We start from the raw sequence: 15,684 nt of genomic DNA on the forward strand, positions 1-15,684 counted from the left end.
CACCCCGGCCGGCCGTCCGCATGTACGGGCTGCTCGCCTGGACGTGGACGCGGGCGGCGGCGCAGTACCCGGTGTCGATGGTGCTGCTGGCGCTCGCCACGGCGGTCGTCACCGGGCTGGACGTCGCCGCGATCGGGCTGCTGTTCTCCCGCGCCCCGCGCATCGCCGGGTTCGGCGCCTCGGAGGTCCTGTTCCTGTACGGGACGTCGGCGCTGTCGTTCGGCGTCTCCGACATCGTGCTCGGCACCACCGAGCGGCTCGGCCAGCACGTGCGGCAGGGGACGCTGGACGCGATGCTGGTGCGGCCGGTCAGCCCGCTCGTCCAGGTCGCGACGGAGGACTTCTCGCCCCGGCGCTTCGGCAAGCTCGTCCCTGCGGCGGCGGTGCTCGCGTTCGCGCTGAGCCGGCTGGAGGTGGCCTGGACGCCGGGCCGGGCGGCGATGATCCCGGTCATGGTGCTGTCCGGGACGGTGATCTTCGGGGCGCTGTGGGTGCTGGCGGGCGCCGTGCAGTTCGTGCTGGTCGACAGCCACGGCGCGAGCAAGTCCGTCACCTACGGAGGCGCGTACCTCACGCAGTACCCGATGACCATGTTCGGGCGGGACTTCGTCCGCGGAGTGACGTTCGTCGTGCCGCTGGCGTTCGTCAACTGGCAGCCCGCGCTGTACGTCCTCGGCCGCCCCGATCCGCTCGGGCTGCCGGGCGCGGCGCGGTTCGCGTCCCCGGCGGTGGCGGCCGTGCTGTGCGCGGTCGCGGCGCTGGCGTGGCGGGCGGGGATGCGGCACTACCGATCGACGGGGAGCTGATGCCGGGTGCCGATGATCGAGGTCGAGAACGTCGTCAAGTCCTTCACCGTCCGGAAACGGGCGGGCGTCCTGCGGCGGTCGCGCACGGCCCTGCGCGCTGTGGACGGGGTGTCGTTCACCGTCGAGCCGGGCGAGTTCGTCGGCTACCTCGGCCCGAACGGCGCCGGGAAGTCCACGACGATCAAGATGCTGACCGGCATCCTCACCGCGTCGTCGGGCGAGCTGAGGGTGTGCGGCGTGGATCCGTCGCGGCGGCGCACGTCGCTCGCGCGCCGGATCGGGGTGGTGTTCGGGCAGCGGACGACGCTGTGGTGGGATCTGCCGCTGCGCGACAGCCTGACCCTCGTCCGGCGGCTCTACCGGGTCGAGGCGGCCGCGCACCGGGTGCGGCTCGCCGAGCTGACCGCGCTGCTGGAGCTGGAGCCGTTCCTGGACATCCCGGTCCGCCAGCTCAGCCTCGGCCAGCGGATGCGCGGCGACCTGGCCGCCGCCCTCCTGCACGATCCCGAGCTGCTCGTGCTGGACGAGCCGACGATCGGCCTGGACGTGGTCAGCAAGTCGACCGTCCGCGACTTCCTGGAGCGCGTCAACGCCGAGCGCGGCACCACGATCCTGCTGACCACGCACGACCTCGGCGACATCGAGCGGCTCTGCCGCCGCGTCATGATCATCGACCATGGGCGGCTGGCCTACGACGGCGGGCTGGACGAGCTGCGCCGGACCGTGGACGCCGACCGGCTGCTGGTCGTCGAGCTGGCGCGGCCCGGCCCGCCGATCAGACTGGACGGGGGGATCGAGGCGGAGCGGGTGGAGGGGCCCCGGCAATGGCTGCGGCTGCCGAACGCGGTGAACGCCGCGGCGGTCGTGGCCGAACTCGCGCGGGGCCACGAGATCCGCGACATCTCGCTGCGGGAGGCGGGCATCGAGGAGGTCCTCGCCGGCCTCTACCGGGGCGAGCACGCGTACCGGCGTCCGGGCCGCCCGGTCGCGCCCTAGCCGTCCGGCGGGTCAGGGCCCGCTTCTCGAGGGCCGGCGTTCCATGGCGGAGTAGAAGTCCATGTCCGCGGCGTCCTCGTCGCGATGGGACCTCCAGCGGCGCGGCGCCCAGGTGGGCATCAGGAGCGCGAATCCCATCATGCCGAACACGCCCGAGCCGAGCAGCATGCGCAGCCCGAAGTCCATGTCGCCGGCCGGGGGCACCTTGCCCGGCAGGTCGAGGACGAGGTCCGGGTCGATCAGGAAGTAGGCCGAGAAGCCGAGCAGCGCGAGCGCCGGGATGAGCGAGACCAGCGGCGACGCCCACCGCGCGACGATGATCACTCCCATCACCAGGCCCACGGCGGCCAGGAGGGCGAACGCCCCGTAGATGCGGGTGCGATCGGTGATCTCCTGCCCGGTGCCGTCGAAGGACTGGCCCGCCTGCACGTAGCCCCAGGCGGCGCCGTACACCAGCGCGGGTGTCAGCAGGACGCCGAGGACGAAACCGAACGCATGGCGCACCGCGCATCACATCCATTCGCACGCGCCCGCCGGGGCGCGGGAGGTTCCATAGCGCCTCAATCAGAACATGCACATCGGGCATGGCGCAGTAAATCCGTACTGATGACCGAGAGTGGTGATCTTCCGGTCGCGACCTGGTCCGGACCCGCTGACCATCACATGGCCGGTTCGTGGGGATTCGTTTTGAATGCTCTGCTGCGGGCATCGGCGTTCCATTCGATCCGACGCACGTTGGAGGAAACAATGTCGACCGCGATATGGGTCGTCATCGCCGTTGTCGTCGTCGCCGCGCTGATCGCGGCCCTGTACCTGGCCCGGACCCGGGCGCGGACGCAGCGGCTCAGGCGGCGGTTCGGCCCCGAATACGACCGGACGCTGGAGAACGAGGGCGGCCGCACGGCCGCCGAGCGGGAGCTGCGCTCCCGCGAGCAGCGGCATGACGAACTCGAACTGCACGATCTCGACCCTCGCCGGCGCGAGCAGTACCGCGAGCAGTGGGTCCGCGTCCAGGAGCGCTTCGTCGACACCCCGGAGGCGGCGGTCGAGCAGGCCGACGGCCTCGTCACCGTGGTGATGGGCGAGCGCGGCTACCCGACGCACGGCTTCGAGGACAAGGTCGCCCACCTGTCGGTGGAGCACGGCCGCACGATGGAGCACTACCGGAGCGCCCACGCGATCAGCGGCCGGGCGGCGGACAAGGAGGCCTCCACCGAGGACCTGCGGCAGGCTATGGTGCACTACCGCGCCCTGTTCGAGGAGCTGCTGTCCGCCCCCGCCGAGGAGGCGCCCGCCGGCGGGACGCGTCCCGCCCCCACGGCGGCGGGCGGCCCGGCCGGACACCGCGACGACCGGCCCCCGAGGAGCTGACCCCGATGGAGCACAGGCGACCCGACGGCATGGAGCCGGGCGCCGGCGGCGGGCTCACCGCCGGCGAGCGCGCCCGGGCCGCGGGGACGGCCGACCCCGGCGTGGCCGGTGACACCCACGTCGCCGGGCCCGCGCCGGCACCCCCGGTCATGGACGCGCCCGAGCCCGACACCGCACCCGACCCGATCCCGGCCGCGACCACGACGCCGGCGCGGCTGCTCGACCCGGCCGAGTCCGAGCGGTTCAGGGAACGCTGGCGCGAGGTGCAGTCCGCGTTCGTCGACGACCCCGGCCTGTCCGTGCGCAAGGCGGACGACCTCGCGTCCGAGGCCGTCGACGCGCTCGGGCGCGCGATCGCCGAGCACCGGCGGGCGCTCTCGGACGGGCTGAAGGACCGGGAGCACGCCGACACCGAACGGCTCCGGCTGGCGCTGCGCGGCTACCGGGACCTCCTGGACCGCATCTTCGCCGCCTGAGCGACGCCGAGCCCGAGCGCCGACATCGATGGGCGCCCCCACGAGAGGCGGGGGCGCCCATCCCCGTCCGGGCCGGGCCCGTCGTCCGGTCAGCCGTCCAGGAACCGGTACACGGCCTCGCGGCCCTGCGTGCCGCGTTCGCGGTTCTGGATGGAGTGCGCGGCGCCCTTCACCACGACGAGCTTGCCGCGCGGGGCGTAGCGGAGCGCCTCCCGCGCCCATTCGAGCGGCGTGGACAGGTCACGGTCGCCGTTCACCAGCAGGACCGGGACGGGGAGCTTCGCGCGCCGCGTCTCGGCGGTGTGCCGCGACCACGGCCAGTGGAGGCATTCCTGGATGAACCCGTTGCCCACGGCGGTGTCGGCGGTGAACGGCCAGGTGGCGCGGGCGGGCAGGTGCCGGCGCGTCCTCTCCAGCGCGGCCTCGCGCAAGGCGACGGGGGTCTCGGAGGTGCCCCAGGGGAAGTGGCCGTCGCCGCAGATCGTGGCGATGTGCAGGCCCGAGCTGTAACTGGCGACGGGATCGCCGCCGGAGTTCAGGATCTGGAGCAGCCGGTCGAGCCGCGCCGGGTCCCCGTGGCGGGCCTCGTGGATCGCCGAGACGGCGTCGCCCCAGCCGTTGGGCAGCGAGTCCGGGTCGCGGTAGGTCGGGTCCACGAACTCGTAGGTCACCAGCATGTCCCAGATCAGGACGGCGTCGTCGCGGTTCCGGGCGAGCCAGGCGAGGTCCTCGGCCGGGTCGAAGCCGCAGGCGGGCGCGACCTCGCACGCGTCCCGCAGGACCCGCGCGGTGGCCCGCAGGCTGGTGAGGTAGAGCATGTTGTCGTGCTGCGGGTCGCGGTGCGGCACGACCGAGTCGAGGACGAGTTTCTTCACGTGCTGCGGGTGGCGCGCGGTGTAGGCGGCTCCGGTGATGGAGCCGTAGGACACGCCGTCCACCGTCATCTTGCGGACGCCCAGCGCCCGGCGCAGCAGGTCGAGGTCGCCCACCGTCTGCTCGGTCGTGTAGTAGTGGCGCCGGTCCCCGAGGACGCCGGCGCACTCCCGCACCGCTTCGGGCGTCGGCGGCTCGATGTCGCCGCTGCCGACCTGGGCCTGCAGCATCGGGCACTCGATCGCGCCGAACTCGCCGGTGCCGCGCTGGTCGATCATGACGAACCGGTAGTCGTCGGTCAGCTCCCGCATCCGCTCGGAGATCCCGGCGATGTACGGCACGCCGGGCTGCCCCGGGCCGCCGGTCAGGAACAGCAGGACGCCCTTGGGCGCGCCGGCGTTGTCCGCCGTGGCCACCTGAAGCCTCAGCGTGTCCTTCCCGCCGGGTTCGCGGTGGTCGAGGGGGACGGTCAGGAACGAGCAGGTGAATCCGGGCTGCCCGGCGCAGGGATGCGGGTCGGACAGTACCGGGGCCGAGGATCCGGGCGGGGGCGCCCTGTGGGTCGACGAGGGTGCTGCGGCCGCCGTCGCCCCGCCCGATGCGGCGAGGGCGAAGGTGAGGGCGAACACCGCTGTGAGACGTGATCGCATGTTTCGATCATGACGTCCGAAGGCGCCGCGGGCGGTCCTCTCGCCGGATCCGGCCACCGGACGCCCCCCGGACCGGCCCGGGACCGGGCGTCTCATCGCGCGGTCCGTCTCGTCAAAACGGGCGGCGAGGGTGAATACTGAATGTCGTTCGGTAACCCCGTGAGCGGAGGATCAACGGTGTCCGAGAAGTTCTCCATGACCATCGACGGCCAGGCGGTGGACGCGCCCGCGACCTTCGGCGTGATCGATCCGGCGACCGGGGAGGTGGCCGAGCAGGCGCCCGACGCCTCCCGGGAGCAGCTGGACGCGGCGATGGCCTCGGCGCAGGCCGCCTACGCCGGATGGCGCGGCGACGAGTCCGTGCGGCGCAAGGCGCTGCTGGCGGCGGCCGACCTCATGTTCGCCAAGTCGGAGGAGATCGGCCGCATCCTGACCCTGGAGCAGGGCAAGCCGCTGACCGACGCGACCATGGAGGTCGTCGGAGCCGGCGTGTGGCTGAAGTACTTCGCCGACCTGGACCTGCCCCGCGAGGTCATCCAGGACGACGCCAACGCGCTCGTCGAGGTCGTCCGGCGCCCGATGGGCGTCGTCGCGGCGATCACCCCGTGGAACTACCCGCTGCTCCTGGCGATCTGGAAGCTCGCCCCGGCGCTGCTCGCGGGCAACACGATGGTGCTCAAGCCGTCCCCGTACACCCCGCTGTCCAGCCTCAAGCTCGGTGAGGTGCTCCGCGACGTCCTGCCGCCCGGGGTGCTGAACGTCGTCACCGGCGGCGACGAACTCGGCGCCTGGATGACCTCGCACGACGTCCCCCGCAAGATCAGCTTCACCGGCAGCGTCGCCACCGGCAAGCGGGTCGCCGCGGCCGCGGCGCCCGACCTCAAGCGCGTCACGCTGGAACTCGGCGGCAACGACCCGGCGATCGTGCTGGACGACGCCGACCCGGCCGCCATCGCCGACAAGGTCTTCGGCGGCGCGTTCCAGAACAACGGCCAGGTCTGCTCGGCGATCAAGCGCGTGTACGTGCCGGAGGCCCTCTACGGCGACGTGGTGGACGCCCTCGCCGAGCGGGCGAAGGCCGCCAAGGTCGGCAACGGCATGGAGGAGGGCGTCCAGTACGGGCCGATCAACAACAGGCCGCAGTTCGAGCGGGTGAGCGAGCTCGTCGCCGACGCGCTCGCGGGCGGCGCCCGTGCGGCGGCGGGCGGCGGGCCCATCGACGGGCCCGGCTACTTCTTCGAGCCCACGATCCTCGCCGACGTCGAGGACGGCGCCCGGATCGTGGACGAGGAGCAGTTCGGCCCCGCGCTGCCGATCGTCAAGTACACCGATGTCGAGGAGGCCCTCGCCCGCGCCAACGGCACCCACTTCGGGCTGTCCGGCTCGGTGTGGGGCGCCGACGCCGACCGGGCCGCCGAGATCGCCGGGCGGCTGGAGTGCGGCACCGCCTGGGTCAACACGCACCTGGCGCTCGCCCCGAACCAGCCGTTCGGCGGGTTCAAGTGGAGCGGCATCGGCGTCGAGAACGGCCCGTGGGGCCTGTACGGGTTCACCGAGATGCAGGTCGTCCACCGCTCCAAGCACTGATCGGCCCGCCCGGACGGGGCCCGGCGCGCGGCGCCGGGCCCTTACCCCTTTCCGCCGCGTATCGCATCCGCGAGAGGTCACGACTTCGAGGCCGGAAAGTGACATGGCCACTACTGGCGGTCGGCCGCCGGAATGGCACACTTTCTGGGGCGGGGGTCGTGTGACCGCACCGCCGACCCGTGGAGGCCCGGATGCAGACCTGGGACGTCATGCGCCAGGACGACCTTGGCAACACGTTCCACGTGGCCGCGCACGACTCGCGGATCTCGGCGCTCGCCCAGGTCCTGGTCTTCGAGAGCGGCGTCCGGCACAGGCAGACGTACTGGGTCGAGGGCCCGCCGGGGCCGGCCGTCCGCACCAACCGCGACCTGTACCTGGTGTTCCTGCAACTCGGGCAGGAGGCCAGGGCGGCGTCCTGGTCGCTGTCGGCGTTCCTGCGGGCGCTGTGGAAGGTCGGCGCCCCGCTGAGCGACCGGCCGCGGCTGGAGCCCGACGACGTGGCGGCGATGTTCGCCGCGGCGTCCACCACCCCGCCCGCCGACTTCGACCCGGCGTGGAGCGGCAAGGACCTGTCCCTGCCCGGCGACGAGCCGGACGGGTACGCCGACTGGGAGCGGGTGCTGCTGTCCCAGATCGCCGACCTGGAGGACTTCCTGACCACTCCCCCTGGCCCGCGGGCCAGGTTCGGCGTGGACGCGCCCCGCCCGCCGGGCTCCGGCGCCCGCGCCACCCCGGCCCGCTGGTACAACTTCGACCCCGCGACCTACCTGGAGTGCGCCGTCGCGGGCAGCCTCGGCGGCTGGGACGCCGCCGACGGCGCCCGCGTCCCGCGGCCCACCGGGCCCGGGGAGCCGCCGGCCCGCTCCTACGTCCGCACGATCACCACCATGACGTGGGACGACCTGGCCCGCATCGCGGTGTGCGGCCAGATGTACGAGTAGCCGGATTCGTCGGTCCCGTCTGGTAGGACTGGGATTATGAGCGACAGGCCGGTCCAGTTCAGCGACCGGGGCGGCTGGTGGCTGGCGCAGGCGCGGCCGCATCCGGCGCTGCGCCCGTTCCTGCGCTCCTACGACGGCTACTGGGAGACCGTGGCCGTCCCGACCCGGATGCGGACCCTGCCCACCCGGACCACCGTCGTGATCATCAACCTGGGGCCGCCGCTCTATCTGGAGGTCCCCGACTCCGGCGTCCGCAACCGCGAGTACGGGTCGTTCGTCGCCGGGATGCACGACGGGCACGGCATGTACGTCAGCCCCGGCGGGCAGCGCGGCATCCAGCTCGACGTGACGCCGCTCGGCGCGTACACCCTGTTCGGCGTCCCGATGGCCCGCCTCACCAACGCCGCCGTCGACCTGCCCGACCTGCTCGGCCGCGGCGCGCACGCCCTCGTCGAGCGGCTCGCCGCCGCCGCGTCCTGGAGCGAGCGGTTCGACGTCCTCGACGGCTTCCTGCTGCGCCGCCTGGAGGGCGGCCCCGTCCCCGACCCGGAGGTCACCCGGGCGTGGCGGCTCCTGAACGGCGACCTCACGGTGACCGTCGCCGACATCGCCGCCGACGTCGGCTGGAGCCGCAAGCATCTGACGCACCGGTTCCGCGAACAGGCCGGCCTGCCGCCCAAGGTGATGGCGCGGGTGCTGCGCTTCCAGCGCGCCGTCGAGCAGCTGACCGGCGGAGCCGGGTTCGCGGAGGCCGCGTTCGCCTGCGGCTACTACGACCAGGCCCACCTCAACCGCGAATTCCGCGCGCTCTCGGGGTGCACCCCCACCGAGCTCATCGGCGGGCAGCTGGAACAGCAGCGCGTCAGCACCCTCGCCGAACCGGCCTGACCGGCGCCGGGGGTGGACGCGGCCCCCCGGCGGGGTGACGATCGAAACATGCCGCGCCTGATCCTGCTCGGTATCGGAATGGCCCGCTCGTCGCGCCATGCCCCGGCCGGGCTGCTGGTCGAGTACGGCCACGCGCACGTCGGGCTGGACGGGGGCCCCGGCTCCGAGCCGCCGGAGATCTCGCAGGCGTGGCTCGTCCGCGACGAGCACGGCCCGCTCCAGCCCGCCCTCGGCCGGATCGCCCGCGAATGCGGCATGCCCGAGCCGGTCCGCGCGCCGTTCCGGCACGGCACGCTGCACATCGAGCCGCTGCCGGTACCGCATCCCGGCGGCGTCATGCACGGCTACCGGATCGCCGCCGGGCACCGCGTGTGCGTGTGGGCGCCGGAGTTCTCCGAGCCGCCGGGCTGGGCGCGGGGAGCCGACCTCATGTTCGCGGGAGGCCCGCCGGGCGGACCCGCGCTGGAGGCGACGGCACGGGCGGTGCGGCGGCTCGGCGTGTCCCGGCTCGTCCTCGTCCGGCCGCCGCCCGCGGGACACGGCGAGCCGCCGCCGTTCGCCGAATGGGGCGTAGAGGGCGCCGTCTACCGGATATGACCCCGCACCCGACATGACCCCGCACCCGACATGACCCCGAACCCGACATGACCCCGAACCCGATGTGACCCCGCACCCGCGGGGGCCCGGCTCCTACTCCTGGCGCACTCCCCCGCCGAGGTTCATCACGATCACGCCCGCCACGATGATCAGCGCGCCGGCGATCGTCAGCGGCTTGACCGGCTCCTTGAACAGCACCACGCCGCCGGCGAACGCCCCGACGGTGCCGAGCGCGGACCAGATCGCGTACACGGGCCCGACGTTCAGCGACACCAGCGCCCTGGCCATGAACACGAAGGAGATCAGGTATCCGACCACCACCACGACGGACGGCACGAGCTTGGTGAACCCCTCCGAGGCGCGCATCGCCAGCGTCGCCGTGACCTCGAAGGCGATCGCGAGGGCGAGCAGGACGAACGGCATCACCGGCCCTCACCGTGCTCGGCGGCGACCGCCTCGAAGACCTTCATGTCCGCCTCGAACTGCGTGCCGGGACGCGGCCAGTGCAGCGCGATCTCGGTGATGCCGAGCTCGGCGTAGCGGCCCGCGAGGTCGGCGAACGAGCCGGGCGAGTCCAGCCACGGCTCCCCGCTGAACCCCGTCATCAGGATGCGGTCGTCGATCCTGCGGCCCTCGGCCTCGCAGGCCGCGTCGAGCGCCGCCAGCCGGGAGCGCACGACGTCCTGCGGCTCCCTGCCCTCGGCATGTCCGCCGGTCACCCACCCGGTGCCGTGCCTCGCGGCGAGCCGCATGCCCCGCGGCCCGTCCCCGGCGATCACGAACGGCACGCGCGGACGCTGCACGCAGCCCGGCTCCGAGACGACGTCCCGGGCCGTGTAGTACGTCCCCTCGAAGGTCGTCTCCGGTCCGCGCAGGAGCAGGTCGAGCAGCTCGACCCACTCGGCGAACCGGGAGGCGCGCTCGCCGGGCGTCCAGTCCTCCCCGCCGAGGACGCCGGCGTCGGAGGCGCGTCTGGTGCCGCCCGACCCGATGGCCACCGACAGCCGCCCGCCGCTCACATGGTCGATCGTCTTGATCGCGTGCGCGGTGGGGACGGGATGGCGGAAGTTCGGCGAGGTGACCAGCGTGCCGAGCCGCACCCGGGAGGTGACCGCGGCGGCCGCGGCCAGCGTCGTGTAGGCGTCGTACCAGGGCGTCGCGCCGCGCCACGCGAGATGGTCGTACACCCAGGCGTGCCGGAACCCGAGGTCCTCGGCGCGCCGCCACAGCCGCCCGGCCTCCGGCCAGGACTGCATCGGCCACATCACGGTGCCGATCCTCGGTGTGCTGGTCACCGGTACCTCCGCTCTCCCGTACGCCCCGGGACGTCCCCCGGGCGGATTCCGTCACCCAAATAGATCACGACCGGGCCCGCGCGAGCCAGCGGTGCAGCGCCCACCACCAGTTCGCGGCGCGGGACACCGCCGCCCCCGACGACGGGTCCAGCAGCGGGCGCCCGGTCAGCTCCTGCAGGCGGCGGATGCGGTACTTGACCGTGTTGCCGTGGACGTGCAGCGCCGCGGCCGTCGGCTCGATCCGCCCGCCGTGGTCGAGGTAGGCGAGCGCGGTCTCGGCCAGTTCGACGTGGAACGGGTCGTCGGGGTCGAGACCGCCCGGCAGCGCGGCGGCGAGCAGCCCGCCGAGCTCCGGCTCCGCGTCGGTGGCGGTGAGCAGCGCGAGATCGGTGAGCTCCCGCGTCCCGGCCAGCCCGGCGGCGGCGCCCGCCCGCAGCGCCCGCCGTCCCAGCGCGTACATCGGCGCGATCTCGGCGGGACGGGCGGGCGGCGCGGCAACCAGCAGCGGACCGGCCGGCCTGCCGGGCGCGCCGTGCGGATCGGGGAGCCGCGCGACGAGCGCCGCGAGCCGCCCGTCGACCAGCCCGCACAGCCCCGGCCCCGCCGCGAGGAGCTCGGTCTCCAGCCGCGCCGCGACCGCCGGGTCGCTGACGTCGGAGACCACGCAGTGGTAGGCGCAGGCCGGGTCGAGCGGGGCGAGCACCGGGACGGCCTCGCCGTGCAGGAGCTGCCGGAGCATCTGCACGCGGCCCTCCCGCTCGGTACGGGCCATCTCCAGCTCCGCGACCCGGTGCGCGTGGACCATCCGGTGGACGAGCGCCGTGGTGATCTCGTCGATGCGGGTGACGCCGTCGAGCAGCACGGCGTCCGGGACGCCGGTCCGGCGGCCGTCGGCAACGAGCGTCCGGACGAGATGGGCGCGGCCCGCCTGGAATCCGTCCAGGAACGCCGCGACGGGCACGCCCTGCCGCGCCCGGTCCGAGCCGAGCCGCTCCGCCGCGGCCAGGACGTCCTCCCCCGGCCTGCCGGTCCGCACGGCCGCGAGCACCCCCCGCACGAGCGCGCGGGTGTGCCGCCTCGTCTCCTCCTCGGGCAGCGCCGCCACCATCTCCGACTTGCTCCGCGCGGCGCGCACGGTCGCCTCGATCACCGCCGGATCGTCGGTGCGGTCGGTCAGCAACCGCAGGAACCGGTCGCCCGCACTGGCCTCCATCCCCCCATTCTGCGCCCTCGTTGTCCCGGCCGGACAACCGGCCTCGCGGCATTTGGACGACCTCGGTCTAGCCGGACCGCCGGGCGGTGGTGTTCGGTGGTGCAAACTACCCGAGGAGTGCGCCGATGTCCGACGAGGACGAGTTCCTGGAGAAGCTGCCGACCGACCTGATCTTCCGGCTGCCCCCGTCGTTCGACGACGTCGAGGACGAGCGCCGGCACCGCAAGGAGCGCCTGACCGCCGCGCTGCGCATCTTCGGCAAGTTCGGGTTCGAGGAGGGCGTGGCCGGCCACATCACCGCCCGCGACCCCGAGCGCACCGACCACTTCTGGGTCAACCCGTTCGGCATGTCGTTCAAGCACATCAAGGTCAGCGACCTCATCCTGGTGAACCACCAGGGCCAGGTCGTCGAGGGCCGCTACCCCGTCAACGAGGCCGCGTTCGCGATCCACTCGCAGGTGCACCAGGCCCGGCCGGACGTCGTGGCCGCCGCGCACAGCCACTCCACGTACGGGCGGGCGATCTCCGCGCTCGGCCGGAAGCTGGAGCCGATCACGCAGGACGTCTGCGCGTTCTACCAGGACCACGGCCTGTTCGACGACTACACCGGCGTCGTCACCGACCTGGAGGAGGGCAAGCGCATCGCCGCGGCCCTCGGCGGCACCAAGGCCGTCATCCTCCGCAACCACGGCCTGCTCACCGTCGGCGACACCGTGGACGCCGCCGCCTGGTGGTTCATCACGATGGAGCGCTCGTGCCAGGTGCAGCTCCTCGCCAAGGCCGCCGGGCAGGTCGTCCCCATCGAGCACGACAACGCCGTCCTCACCCACGGGCAGATCGGCAACGACCTCGTCGGCTGGATCAACTACCAGCCGCTCTACGACCAGATCACCAGGGAGCAGCCCGACCTGTTCGAGTGACCCGCGGGCCGGTCAGCGCTCGGTGAGCGGCAGCAGCACCCGGAAGCGGGTGTCGCCCGGCAGCGACTCGACGCGGATGTCGCCGCCGTGCCGGCCGGCGACGATGCGCCAGGAGATGTCGAGCCCGAGGCCGGTGCCCTGCCCGACCGGCTTCGTGGTGAAGAACGGGGTGAAGATCCGGTCCAGGTCGTCCTCGGCGATGCCCGTCCCGGTGTCGCCGATCTCCACGAGCGCGTGGTCGTTCTCGCGCGCGGTGCGGATCGTGAGGGTCCCCGACCCCTGCATCGCGTACAGCGCGTTGACGATCAGGTTCGTCCAGACCTGGTTCAGCTCGGCCGCGTAGACGGGGACGGGCGGCAGGCCGGGGTCGTAGTCGGTCTTCACCGTCACGTCCGGGCCGATCTTGCGTTTCAGCATGGTGAGCGTGCTGTCGAGCAGCTCGCGCAGGTCGGCCCGCAGGTAGGCGGCGCGGTCGAGCTGGGAGTACTGGCGCGCCGAGTCCAGCAGCGCGGTGATGCGGCCCATCGCGTCGGCGATCTCCGCCTGGAGCTGGGCGACCTCCAGCACCTCGGCGAGCCAGCGCACCGCCGCCGGCAGGTGCCCGCCCGCCGCCAGCGCGACCTCCTCGGCCTGCCCGGTCCCGATCCCTGCCGCGACCAGGCCCGGCGCGAGGTCCCAGGCGTCCGCGACGCCGTGCTCCTCCAGCCAGTCGGCCAGCTCGTCCTCGGCGTCGCTGACCTCCAGGGGGCTCCGACGGGCTCCCGGCCGCGCGGGCGCCGGGCGCAGCGACGCGAGCGCGCCCAGCCGGGTGCAGTCGACGCCTTCGGCCGCGAGGTCGGCCAGCCTCGCCTGCGCGCCGAGCAGCCGGTCGCCGAGCTCGGCGCTGGCCCGCGCGGCCGCCGCGGCGGGGTTGTTCAGCTCGTGGGTCAGCCCGGCGGTGATCGTGCCGAGGGCGGCGAGGCGCTCGACCTGGTCGACGACCCGCCGGCTGTTGGTCATCCCGAAGAACACGCCCTCCAGCAGGTGGGTGGCCATCGGGAACCACTTGCGGACCGCCGTGGCGAACTTGCGGGCCGGGAGCGCGAACACCCGCGCGGGACGCGTCGCCCGCAGCGTGTGCTGGTACCGCTGCTCGATCTTGTCGCCCAGGTACGCCTGCACGGCGCCGCCGTAGGTGCCGGCACGGTCCGTCCGGGTCACCTCCACGAGATGGTCCCGGACGTTCTGGGTCATCACCATCTCGCCGTCCAGGAGCACGTACAGGAACTCGGCGGGCTCGCCCTGCGCGCAGATCACGCCGTCGGCGGGGTACTCCGCGACGTGCCCGCACGCCGACAGCCAGCCGAGCTTCTCGTCGTCGAGGTCCTCGAAGAGGAACAGCCCGCGCAGAACCTCCGGTGACACCGTGCCGCTCATGCCTGCTCCAGGTAACGGTGGACGAGGGCGACGGCCATGGCGCCGTCGCCGACCGCGGAGGCGACCCGCTTCATCGACTCCGCGCGGACGTCGCCGGCGGCGAACACGCCGGGGACGCTGGTCTCCAGGTGGTAGGGCTGGCGGGCGAGCGGCCAGCCGGCGGGGCGGCGGCCCCCGGCGACGAGGTCGGGGCCCGTCAGCACGTAGCCGCGCGCGTCGCGCTCGACGAACCCGCCGAGCCATCCCGTGCCGGGCTCGGCGCCGATGAACACGAACAGCCAGTGCGCGTCGATCGTCTTCTTGCCGCCCGGCCACGCGAACGTGAGCCGCTCCAGCCGGCCCGCGCCCTCCGCGGCGCAGACGGTCTTGCCGGTGTGGACCTCGATGTTGGGCGTCTCGGCGATCTGCTGGATCAGGTAGTGCGACATCGACTTGTCCAGGCCGTCCGCCCGGACGACGAGGTGCACCTTGCCCGCGTATCTGGCGAGGTGCACGGCGGCCTGGCCGGCGGAGTTGGCGCCGCCGACGACCGCGACCTCCTCGCCCGCGCACGCCGGGGCCTCGGTGAGCGCGGCGCCGTAGAACACGCCGCGGCCGACGAAGTCGTCCACGCCCTCGGCGTTGAGCCGCCGGTAGGACACGCCGGTGGACAGGATGACGGCGTGCGCGGCGATCTCCGTGCCGTCCGCCAGCCGCGCCACCCGGGCCGTGCCGTGCGACTCCAGTGCGGTGACCTCGCCGGTCCGCAGCAGCTCGGCGCCGAATCTGTCGGCCTGCCGGCGGGCCCGGTCGGCGAGCTGCGCCCCGCTCACCCCGTCGGGGAAGCCCAGGTAGTTCTCGATGCGGGAGCTCTGCCCGGCCTGGCCGCCGAGGGCGCGCCGCTCCACGACGACCGTCCGGAGCCCCTCGGACGCGCCGTACACGGCCGCGCCGAGCCCGGACGGCCCGCCGCCGACGACGATCAGGTCGTAGAACCCGTTGGACGGCGCGCCGGCCAGCCCGATCGCGGACGCCAGCTCCGCGTCGGACGGCGCGGACAGCGCCGACCCGTCCGGGGTCACGATCAGCGGCAGTTCCGGGGCGCCGGCCGCGGCGACGAGCTGGGCGCCCTCCGGGTCGCCGTCCATCAGCCACGTGTAGGGCACCTGGTGGCGGGCGAGGAAGTCGCGGACCTCGTAGCAGCGGGCCGACCAGCGGTGCCCGACGACGCGCAGCTCGCCCGGCGGGCGCCGGTCGGCGCGCGCCCACGCGTCGAGCTGCGCGTCGATCACCGGGTAGAGCTTCTCCTCCGGCGGGTTCCACGGCTTCAGCAGATAGTGGTCGAGGTCGACGACGTTGATCGCGCGGATCGCGGCGTCGGTGTCGGCGTAGGCGGTGAGCAGGACCCGCCGGGCGTACGGGAACAGGTCCATGGCGCGTTCGAGGAACTCCACGCCGTTCATCTCGGGCATCCGGTGGTCGGCGAGCAGCACGGCCGTGTCGTCGCCGCGCAGCCGCAGCTCGCCCAGCGCGTCCAGGGCCTGCGGGCCGGACTCGGCGCGCACGATCCGGTACGACTCGGCGTACCTGCGGCGCAGGTCACGCGCCACGGCCCGGGACACGCCCGGGTCGTCGTCGACGGTCAGAAGCACCGGCTTGGACAACGCGACTCCCTC

16 protein-coding genes are annotated in these 15,684 nt (G+C 73.6%); 9 read left to right on the forward strand and 7 right to left on the reverse strand.

Going from position 1 to position 15,684, the window contains the following annotated elements; translation table 11 throughout:
• The first annotated feature begins 20 nt into the window (after positions 1-20).
• Complete coding sequence (locus AB0C35_RS30830; protein ID WP_358463660.1) at positions 21-806, forward strand: ABC-2 family transporter protein; 786 nt, start codon at positions 21-23, stop codon at positions 804-806.
• Positions 807-818: 12 nt separating this feature from the next.
• Positions 819-1,802: an ATP-binding cassette domain-containing protein gene (locus tag AB0C35_RS30835; RefSeq protein ID WP_358463663.1), complete on the forward strand. Its 984-nt coding sequence runs from the start codon at positions 819-821 to the stop codon at positions 1,800-1,802.
• Positions 1,803-1,814: 12 nt separating this feature from the next.
• On the opposite strand, the gene AB0C35_RS30840 is transcribed toward AB0C35_RS30835, so the two are convergent.
• Positions 1,815-2,306 (reverse strand): hypothetical protein, encoded by a 492-nt coding sequence (locus AB0C35_RS30840; RefSeq protein ID WP_358463422.1) that lies wholly within the window; start codon positions 2,304-2,306, stop codon positions 1,815-1,817.
• A 243-nt stretch (positions 2,307-2,549) separates the two neighbouring features.
• Here AB0C35_RS30840 and AB0C35_RS30845 point away from each other — a divergent pair, with 243 nt between their 5' ends.
• Both AB0C35_RS30845 and AB0C35_RS30850 read left to right on the forward strand, forming a co-directional pair.
• The gene (locus tag AB0C35_RS30845; RefSeq protein ID WP_358463425.1) at positions 2,550-3,173 is read left to right on the forward strand and encodes a hypothetical protein; all 624 of its coding nucleotides are present in this window, start codon (positions 2,550-2,552) and stop codon (positions 3,171-3,173) included.
• 5 nt (positions 3,174-3,178) lie between these two features.
• Positions 3,179-3,649: a hypothetical protein gene (locus AB0C35_RS30850; RefSeq protein WP_358463428.1), complete on the forward strand. Its 471-nt coding sequence runs from the start codon at positions 3,179-3,181 to the stop codon at positions 3,647-3,649.
• A gap of 89 nt (positions 3,650-3,738) precedes the next feature.
• Here the strand turns inward: AB0C35_RS30850 and AB0C35_RS30855 are convergent, their stop codons facing one another.
• Entirely contained in the window at positions 3,739-5,172 is a 1,434-nt protein-coding gene (locus tag AB0C35_RS30855; RefSeq protein ID WP_358463431.1) for an alpha/beta fold hydrolase, read from the reverse strand.
• A gap of 177 nt (positions 5,173-5,349) precedes the next feature.
• Here AB0C35_RS30855 and AB0C35_RS30860 point away from each other — a divergent pair, with 177 nt between their 5' ends.
• The 4 genes from AB0C35_RS30860 (at position 5,350) to AB0C35_RS30875 (ending at position 9,185) form a co-directional block, all read left to right on the forward strand.
• A complete protein-coding gene (locus tag AB0C35_RS30860; protein ID WP_358463434.1) occupies positions 5,350-6,759 on the forward strand; it encodes an aldehyde dehydrogenase family protein in 1,410 nt (469 codons plus the stop codon).
• A 191-nt stretch (positions 6,760-6,950) separates the two neighbouring features.
• Complete coding sequence (locus AB0C35_RS30865) at positions 6,951-7,700, forward strand: hypothetical protein (protein WP_358463437.1); 750 nt, start codon at positions 6,951-6,953, stop codon at positions 7,698-7,700.
• Between the two features lie 36 nt (positions 7,701-7,736).
• Complete coding sequence (locus AB0C35_RS30870) at positions 7,737-8,588, forward strand: AraC family transcriptional regulator (RefSeq protein WP_358463440.1); 852 nt, start codon at positions 7,737-7,739, stop codon at positions 8,586-8,588.
• 48 nt (positions 8,589-8,636) lie between these two features.
• Complete coding sequence (locus tag AB0C35_RS30875; RefSeq protein ID WP_358463443.1) at positions 8,637-9,185, forward strand: hypothetical protein; 549 nt, start codon at positions 8,637-8,639, stop codon at positions 9,183-9,185.
• A 93-nt stretch (positions 9,186-9,278) separates the two neighbouring features.
• Here the strand turns inward: AB0C35_RS30875 and AB0C35_RS30880 are convergent, their stop codons facing one another.
• The 3 genes from AB0C35_RS30880 to AB0C35_RS30890 form a co-directional block, all read right to left on the reverse strand.
• Positions 9,279-9,608, reverse strand: coding sequence for a multidrug efflux SMR transporter (locus AB0C35_RS30880; RefSeq protein ID WP_358463446.1), 330 nt, complete (start codon positions 9,606-9,608; stop codon positions 9,279-9,281).
• Positions 9,608-10,480: an LLM class flavin-dependent oxidoreductase gene (locus tag AB0C35_RS30885; protein ID WP_358463449.1), complete on the reverse strand. Its 873-nt coding sequence runs from the start codon at positions 10,478-10,480 to the stop codon at positions 9,608-9,610. Before AB0C35_RS30885 ends, AB0C35_RS30880 begins: the two co-directional genes overlap by 1 nt.
• A 64-nt stretch (positions 10,481-10,544) precedes the next feature.
• Positions 10,545-11,693: a helix-turn-helix domain-containing protein gene (locus AB0C35_RS30890; protein WP_358463452.1), complete on the reverse strand. Its 1,149-nt coding sequence runs from the start codon at positions 11,691-11,693 to the stop codon at positions 10,545-10,547.
• A 125-nt stretch (positions 11,694-11,818) separates the two neighbouring features.
• On the opposite strand from AB0C35_RS30890, the gene AB0C35_RS30895 reads away from it, so the two are divergent.
• Positions 11,819-12,613 carry a class II aldolase/adducin family protein gene (locus tag AB0C35_RS30895; RefSeq protein ID WP_358463455.1) on the forward strand — a complete coding sequence of 265 codons (795 nt, stop codon included), beginning with the start codon at positions 11,819-11,821 and terminating at the stop codon, positions 12,611-12,613.
• 12 nt (positions 12,614-12,625) lie between these two features.
• Here AB0C35_RS30895 and AB0C35_RS30900 read toward each other — a convergent pair whose 3' ends face one another.
• Positions 12,626-14,029 carry an ATP-binding protein gene (locus tag AB0C35_RS30900; RefSeq protein ID WP_358463458.1) on the reverse strand — a complete coding sequence of 468 codons (1,404 nt, stop codon included), beginning with the start codon at positions 14,027-14,029 and terminating at the stop codon, positions 12,626-12,628.
• Positions 14,026-15,672, reverse strand: a complete 1,647-nt coding sequence (locus tag AB0C35_RS30905) for an FAD-dependent oxidoreductase (RefSeq protein ID WP_358463461.1) — start codon at positions 15,670-15,672, stop codon at positions 14,026-14,028. The genes AB0C35_RS30900 and AB0C35_RS30905 overlap by 4 nt, the downstream gene beginning before the upstream one ends.
• Positions 15,673-15,684: the final 12 nt, after the last annotated feature.

Origin of the sequence: Spirillospora sp. NPDC048819, assembly GCF_040650055.1 — a bacterium.
Classification (GTDB): Bacteria; Actinomycetota; Actinomycetes; order Streptosporangiales; family Streptosporangiaceae; genus Spirillospora.

Excerpts from the sequence above, each read along its gene's own strand:
- AB0C35_RS30880 (WP_358463446.1), bottom strand. The coding sequence starts at position 9,608 with ATGCCGTTCGTCCTGCTCGCCCTCGCGATCGCCTTCGAGGTCACGGCG.
- AB0C35_RS30875 (WP_358463443.1), top strand. The coding sequence starts at position 8,637 with ATGCCGCGCCTGATCCTGCTCGGTATCGGAATGGCCCGCTCGTCGCGC.
- AB0C35_RS30855 (WP_358463431.1), bottom strand. The coding sequence starts at position 5,172 with ATGCGATCACGTCTCACAGCGGTGTTCGCCCTCACCTTCGCCCTCGCC.
- AB0C35_RS30870 (WP_358463440.1), top strand. The coding sequence starts at position 7,737 with ATGAGCGACAGGCCGGTCCAGTTCAGCGACCGGGGCGGCTGGTGGCTG.
- AB0C35_RS30845 (WP_358463425.1), top strand. The coding sequence starts at position 2,550 with ATGTCGACCGCGATATGGGTCGTCATCGCCGTTGTCGTCGTCGCCGCG.
- AB0C35_RS30830 (WP_358463660.1), top strand. The coding sequence starts at position 21 with ATGTACGGGCTGCTCGCCTGGACGTGGACGCGGGCGGCGGCGCAGTAC.
- AB0C35_RS30835 (WP_358463663.1), top strand. The coding sequence starts at position 819 with ATGATCGAGGTCGAGAACGTCGTCAAGTCCTTCACCGTCCGGAAACGG.
- AB0C35_RS30890 (WP_358463452.1), bottom strand. The coding sequence starts at position 11,693 with ATGGAGGCCAGTGCGGGCGACCGGTTCCTGCGGTTGCTGACCGACCGC.
- AB0C35_RS30895 (WP_358463455.1), top strand. The coding sequence starts at position 11,819 with ATGTCCGACGAGGACGAGTTCCTGGAGAAGCTGCCGACCGACCTGATC.
- AB0C35_RS30865 (WP_358463437.1), top strand. The coding sequence starts at position 6,951 with ATGCAGACCTGGGACGTCATGCGCCAGGACGACCTTGGCAACACGTTC.
- AB0C35_RS30850 (WP_358463428.1), top strand. The coding sequence starts at position 3,179 with ATGGAGCACAGGCGACCCGACGGCATGGAGCCGGGCGCCGGCGGCGGG.
- AB0C35_RS30900 (WP_358463458.1), bottom strand. The coding sequence starts at position 14,029 with ATGAGCGGCACGGTGTCACCGGAGGTTCTGCGCGGGCTGTTCCTCTTC.